The sequence below is a fragment of the Roseomonas rosulenta genome, from assembly GCF_016106005.1.
GTDB lineage: Bacteria > Pseudomonadota > Alphaproteobacteria > Acetobacterales > Acetobacteraceae > Neoroseomonas > Neoroseomonas rosulenta.
The window spans coordinates 1-6,016 of record NZ_JACADR010000269.1 but is presented as its reverse complement, the minus strand read 5'-3'; the positions used below and the strand labels follow the sequence as shown (position 1 = coordinate 6,016).

The window sequence follows — 6,016 nt, the reverse complement described above, 5'->3', positions numbered from 1 at the left end:
GCGCCGCGCATCGCGCCGGTCATCACCACGGGCTTCTCGCCGCCGACCAGCACATCCAGGATGAAGGCGCTTTCCTCGATCGTGTCGGTGCCCTGGATGACGACGGCACCGTCCACGCCATCACAAAAGGCCGTCTCGATGCGCCGCGCGACATCGACCAGGATGTCGGGGGTCAGCGACGGGCTCGGCAGGCGCGCCGCGCTCTCGGCCTCGATGGAAGCGACGCTCGCCAGCTCCGGCACGGAGGCCACGAGCTCCGCCGCGCCCAGCTTCGGCGCGATGCCGCCCTCGGCCTGCGGCACCATGGTGATGGTGCCACCCAGCGATATCATCAGCAGCCGCGTCACGCCGCAGCCTCCTCCTCGCGCGTGCCCGGCGGCGGCGCGCGCAGCCCGTCCGGGATCTCGCCCGGGCGATAGGCCGGCAGGCGCGAGGCCGGGATGATCGCCAGCGCCGCGACGAAGGCCATGATCAGCAGCCCGATCTTGAGCGCCTGCAGCCGTGATTCGGTGTTGACGCGCACCGCCTCGGCCACCTGGGCCGGTGCGGCGCCGGTGCGCTCCATGATCGCCAGCAGCCGGTCGTTGCTGACGAAGTTGATGCTGTCGAGGTCGATCTGCGTCACCACCGCCGGCGGCAGGGCCGGATTCTCGGCGATGCGGTACATGATGCCGGCGCTGAGCAGCCCGACCAGCAGCGCACCCGCCACCGCCGTGCCCACGCCGGCGGCCAGGTTCTGCGTGGTTCCGCGCAGCGAGCCCACATCCCCCGCCAGGTCCTTCGGGGCGGCGGTGACCAGCACGTTGAACACCAGCGTCACCAGCGCGCCCTGGCCGATCCCGAAGGTGATCAGGCCGAACATCACCGGGATGGCGGACCAGTCGTTGCGCACCACGAAGGCGAGCCAGAGCAGCCCGACCACGCAGAGCGCGAAGCCGCCCTGCGCGATGCGCCGCGGCGGCACCTTGTCGTACAGCCGCACCACCAGCATGGCGGTGAAGAACACCGTCAGGTTGAAGGGCATCATCGCGATCGCCGTCTCGATCGGCGTGCGTCCCTGCACGATCTGGATATACAGCGGCACGGTGAAGTTCAGCATGGCCTCGAGCCCGACCACGGTGAACATTGCATAGACCGCCGCGCGCTCCTCGCCGGAGGTGATGACGCGCAAATCCAGCAGCGGCGTGCCGCCCTGCGCCGCGACGCGCTTGCACCAGGCGATGAAGACCTGCAGCAGGATGATGCCGGTCACGATCATGATGGGTGCGGGCGACATGCCCATGATGTCGAAGGGCGCGCCCGGGCGCGCGACGCCCAGGCCCCAGCGGTTCAGGTTGTTGAAGCCGAACACGACCATGATGATGGCCGCCGCCGCCAGCACCACGCCGACGATGTCGATCTTCACCTCGGGGCGCGAGTCTTCCGACTTCAGCTTGAAGGACAGCCAGAACACCACGCCGGCGGCCACCACCAGGATGCCGAAGACCGGCCGCCAGCCGATGAAGGTGCCGAGCATGCCGCCGATCAGGAAGGCCGCCACTCCCGCCGCCGCGCGCGCCGAGCCCAGCGCACCCACCGCGGTCGCCTGCTGCGGCCCGCGATAATGGTGCGCGATCAGCGCGACCAGCGCGGGCACGATCACCGCCGCCGCCAGACCCGCCAGCAACTGCGCCACCAGCATGAAGGTTGCCGCCGGCGCGATCACCATCAGGATCTGCGCGATCCCGAACAGCCCCACCACCACGCGGAACACCGCGGTGGATCCGAAGCGCTGCACCAGCTTCGCCCCCAGCATCACGAAGCCCGCGACCGAGAGCGAATACATCACGATGCCGGTGGCGATCGTGGTCGGCGGCACGCCGAAGCTCGCGACCATGCCCGCCAGCGAGACGGGAAGTGCCGCCACGTTGAAGGACATCAGCATCTGCCCGAGCGCGATGGCGATCATCGGCACCCAGGATTCGCGCGGGGCCTCGGTCGTGCTGCTCATGCTGCGCTCCGCGTCACGCCTCGGGGGCCGAGGCGAAAAGGTTGAGACCGAGGCGTTCCGAGAGGAACTTCGTCACCAGCTGCCCGCGCACCGAATTGCCCGCGGCGTCGAGGGGGGGGGAAAACGTGCCGAGCCCGCCCTTGCCCGGGGAAATCGTGACCAGCCCACCGGCCACGCCGCTTTTCCCCGGCAGGCCGACTTCGTAGAGCCAGTCGCCGGATTGCTCGTAGAGCCCGGCCGTCGCCATCACCGCCAGCACGCACCGGCAGCGATCGGCATCCACCACGCGGTCCTTCGTGACCGGGTTCACGCCGCCATCGGCCAGCGTCGCGCCCATCACCGCGAGGTCGCGTGCCGTCACGTTCAGCGCGCATTGCCGCGTGTAGATGTCGGTCGCCTCGTCCGGGTCGCAGTACATGCGGCCATAGCCCTGCAGCAGCCGGGCGATTCCCTGGTTGCGCTGGTTGGTCGCGGCCTCGGATTCATAGACCTCGTTGTCCAGTTCGAGGTCACGCCCGGCGAAGCGCGACAGCCCCTCGCGGATGAAGCGCCAGCGTTCCTCGGCATTGGCCCCCGGCGCGAGGCTGGTGGTGGCGATCGCCCCGGCATTGACCATCGGATTCATGGTGCGATCGGCGTTCAGCTCGATCGCCATGACCGAATTGAACGGCAGGCCGGTGGCGTTCACGCCGACCGCCGCGCGCGCCCGCCCGCCGCCAAGCGCCTGGCAGACCAGCGCGAAGACGAAGGGCTTGGAGATGGACTGGATCGAGAAGGGGCGCTCGGCATCGCCCACCGAATGCACCTGCCCGTTCACGCCGCAGACGCTGATGCCGAACCAGTCGGCCGACGCCTTGGCCAGTGCCGGGATGTAGTCCGCGACCTTGCCCTCGGCGACCGGGGCATAGCGCTGCTGCGCCTCGGCCATCAGCGCGGCGACCGCGCCCTCCGGCGGCAGGCGCCCGGTCGATACGGCGGCGGGGCCCAGGGCCTCGTCCCCGTGCAGGCGCTCATGCATGGTGGCTGTCCTGCGGCATGGCGTGTGTCACGCGACCGTTTCCTCCCCTTCGCAGGCCGCACATCGCGCCCATCCCCACAGCTGGACATGTAGGCCGCCCCGGTGCCAGGACAGATCGGCGCAGCGTCCCGGCCTTGGGCGCGACGTTTCGGTTGTTCTGAAACAACAACAATATGGGCGCCCGCGCAGGCTCCCGCAAACATCGACCGCCCCGCCCTCCGCCGCCAAGCAAAAGTTCCTTGGCGACATCCGGCCGTGGTATCCGCTGCTGGATATCGAAACGGACCAGGACAACTTCATGGACGCCGAACGCAGGGGCGCCAGCGCGGCGCGCGCGCCCGTCGCGGGGCAGGCAGCGTCCCGGTTGCCGCGGCCGGCCGCCTTCTCGACCCACGACCTGCCCGCGGACCTGCAGTTCGACGCCTGGCGCGACCAGTGCGCCTCGCTGGTCGAGATGGTCGCGCCGGCCTCGCCTGCGTCCGGCTACGCCGCGGCGCATCGCGTATGGAACCTCGGCGGAATGGCGCTCAGCGACGTGCAGGCGCCGGCCGCGTCCTGGCGCCGGACCGCCGCGCATATCCGCCGCGATTCGCTCGACCACTGGGTCATCAGCCTCTCCCGCGCGGGGGATCAGGTGTTGCGCACGGACACTGCCTGCGCCACGGCGCCGGCCGGCATCCCCTATGTCTTCTCCCTGCACGAACCCTTCGATGGCCGGCGTGAGGACATGGACTGGATCGCGTTCTTCGTCTCGCGCGACCTGTTCCCCGACCTCGGCCCGACCATCGACGCCGCCCTGCATGCGCCGCTGGACGGGCCGCTCGGCCGGCTTCTGGGCACGCATCTGGAACAACTGGCGCAGGAATTGCCCCGCATGACGGAGGCCGACCTGGCGCGCGCGGCGCCGGCGACGCGCGCCATGATCGCCGCCTGCGTCACCGGCGCGGCCGGGCCGCTGCACGCAGCCGCGCACCACATCGAGCAGACGCGCCTCGCGCGGATCAAGACCATCATTCGGAAGAACCTGCGCTCACCCACGCTGGGGCCGCGGCGGCTGTGCCAACTGGGTGAGGTGTCGCGCTCGCAGCTGTACCGGCTGTTCGAGCCCTTCGGCGGCGTGGCGCGCTACATCCAGGCCGAACGCCTGCGCCAGGCCGAGCGCGCCATCTCCGATCCCGAGGAACGCCGCGACATCGTTCGGATCGCCGAGGGGCTCGGCTTCTACGATGCGTCGTCCTTCAGCCGCGCCTTCCGGCGCGAATTCGGCACCACGCCGCGCGACATGCGCGCGGCGGCGCAGGCAGGCCATCGCGGTGCGCCACCGCGGCGCCAGGCCGACCAGAGCCAAGAGCCGACATTCACCCAGATCCTGCGCCGGCTGTGACGCGGCGGATCAGCCGCGGATGCGCGCCACCGTCGCCGTGGTGGAATTGCCCGGCAGCAGCTGCGCCAGGCGCACCTGGCCGCCATATTCCTGCACGATGTCGCCGCCCACCACCTGCTCCACCGTGTAGTCCGCGCCCTTGACCAGCACGTCGGGACGCAGCGCGCGGATCAGCTCGACCGGCGTGTCCTCGTCGAACAGCGCCACGCAATCGACCGTGGCGAGGGAGGCCAGCACCGCGGCGCGCGCCGCCTCGTGCTGGATCGGCCGGGCCGCGCCCTTCAGGCGCTTGACCGAGGCATCGGTGTTCAGCCCCACCACCAGCCGGTCGCACCAGGACCGCGCCTGCTCCAGCAGGTGGACATGGCCCGGGTGCAGCAGGTCGAAGCAGCCATTGGTGAAGCCCACGCGCCAGCCGCGCCGGCGCCAGCGTTCCACCTGCTCCAGCGCGGCGGTGCGCGACATCACCTTGCGCAAAGCGCCGCGCTCGGGCGTGAGGGCCTCGAGCAGGTCCTCCTCGCGCGCCACCGCGGTGCCGACCTTGCCCACGACGATGCCGGCGGCGATGTTCGACAGCCGCGCGGCAATGGGCAGCGACAGCCCGCCGGCGAGCCCCGCCGCCAGCGTTGCCACCACCGTGTCCCCGGCGCCGGAGACGTCGTGCACTTCCTCGGCCTCGGCCGGGAAGTGGTGCACGCGCGCGCCGTCCAGCAGGGTCATGCCGTCCTCGCTGCGGGTCACCAGCACGGCGCCGAAGCCGTGCGCCGCCTGCAGGGCGCGCATCGCGGCCAGGATCGCTTCCTCGGTATCGACCGGCATGCCGGTGGCTTCCGCCAGTTCCGCGCGGTTCGGCGTGACGATGTCGGCGCCGGCATAGCGGGCGTAGTCGCGCCCCTTCGGGTCCACCACCACGCGGCGGCCTGCGCTGTGGGCGGCATCGATCAGGCGCTTCGCCGTCGCGCCGTCCAGCACGCCCTTGCCGTAGTCGGACAGCACCAGGATGGTCGTGGCGGCCACCGCATCCCCGGCGATCTTGACCATCCGGTCGGCCAGGCGCGGATGGATCGCCTGCACCACCTCCTGGTCGGCGCGCAGCAGGTGCTGGCCGTTCGCGATGAAGCGGGTCTTGGTGGTGGTGTGGCGGCCGCCCTGCACCAGCAGCCAGGGCTCCACGCCCGGCTGGCCGCCGATCAGCCCCGTGAGGTCGCTGCCGGCCTGGTCGTCGCCGACCACCGAGACGAAGGCCACCGCGGCCCCCATGGCCGTGAGGTTGCGCACCACGTTGCCCGCGCCGCCGGGCATCGCGACCTCGCGCTCCACGGCCAGCACCGGCACCGGCGCCTCGGGGCTGATGCGTCGCACTGCGCCATAGACGTAGCGATCCAGCATGGCATCGCCCACCACGAGCACGGAGGCGCGCCTGAGGGCGCGCACCGCGGCGACGAGATCGGCGAGGGGGATGTCCGGCAGGGGCCGGTGGTCCTCGGAGGCGGGGCCTTCCATGGACAAGCCCTACCGCGGCGGAGTGCCATGGCGCAAGGCAAGGCGGTGTCAGCGGCGTGACGGCGCGCGCCCGCGCTGCCGCCCTGCGCCGGGCGGGCCGTGCCCCGGCGTCAGCCCGGCG

The 6,016-nt window shown here is 71.4% G+C and carries 5 protein-coding genes; 1 reads left to right on the top strand and 4 read right to left on the bottom strand.

Translation table 11 applies throughout. From position 1 onward, the window contains the following. The 3 genes from HW578_RS21685 to glsA form a co-directional block, all read right to left on the bottom strand. Window positions 1–347: asparaginase domain-containing protein (locus HW578_RS21685; RefSeq protein ID WP_198372798.1), on the bottom strand; the 347-nt coding region annotated here is incomplete at its 3' end. Beyond that, on the bottom strand, window positions 344–1,990 hold the full coding sequence (locus HW578_RS21680) for an MFS transporter (RefSeq protein ID WP_232479183.1): 1,647 nt from the start codon (window positions 1,988–1,990) through the stop codon (window positions 344–346). The genes HW578_RS21685 and HW578_RS21680, both read right to left, overlap by 4 nt. Window positions 1,991–2,003: 13 nt before the next feature. Then, the gene (glsA, locus tag HW578_RS21675; RefSeq protein ID WP_198372797.1) at window positions 2,004–3,008 is read right to left on the bottom strand and encodes a glutaminase A; all 1,005 of its coding nucleotides are present in this window, start codon (window positions 3,006–3,008) and stop codon (window positions 2,004–2,006) included. Between the two features lie 298 nt (window positions 3,009–3,306). Between glsA and HW578_RS21670 the strand changes: the two genes are divergently transcribed. Continuing rightward, complete coding sequence (locus HW578_RS21670; protein WP_198372796.1) at window positions 3,307–4,392, top strand: helix-turn-helix domain-containing protein; 1,086 nt, start codon at window positions 3,307–3,309, stop codon at window positions 4,390–4,392. A 9-nt stretch (window positions 4,393–4,401) separates the two neighbouring features. Here the strand turns inward: HW578_RS21670 and rfaE1 are convergent, their stop codons facing one another. Continuing rightward, on the bottom strand, window positions 4,402–5,895 hold the full coding sequence (rfaE1, locus tag HW578_RS21665) for a D-glycero-beta-D-manno-heptose-7-phosphate kinase (protein WP_198372795.1): 1,494 nt from the start codon (window positions 5,893–5,895) through the stop codon (window positions 4,402–4,404). Window positions 5,896–6,016: the final 121 nt, after the last annotated feature.

What these genes read in the sequence shown, in the direction of transcription:
- HW578_RS21680 (WP_232479183.1), bottom strand. Translation starts at nt 1,990, where the DNA reads ATGAGCAGCACGACCGAGGCCCCGCGCGAATCCTGGGTGCCGATGATC.
- glsA (WP_198372797.1), bottom strand. Translation starts at nt 3,008, where the DNA reads ATGCATGAGCGCCTGCACGGGGACGAGGCCCTGGGCCCCGCCGCCGTA.
- HW578_RS21670 (WP_198372796.1), top strand. Translation starts at nt 3,307, where the DNA reads ATGGACGCCGAACGCAGGGGCGCCAGCGCGGCGCGCGCGCCCGTCGCG.
- rfaE1 (WP_198372795.1), bottom strand. Translation starts at nt 5,895, where the DNA reads ATGGAAGGCCCCGCCTCCGAGGACCACCGGCCCCTGCCGGACATCCCC.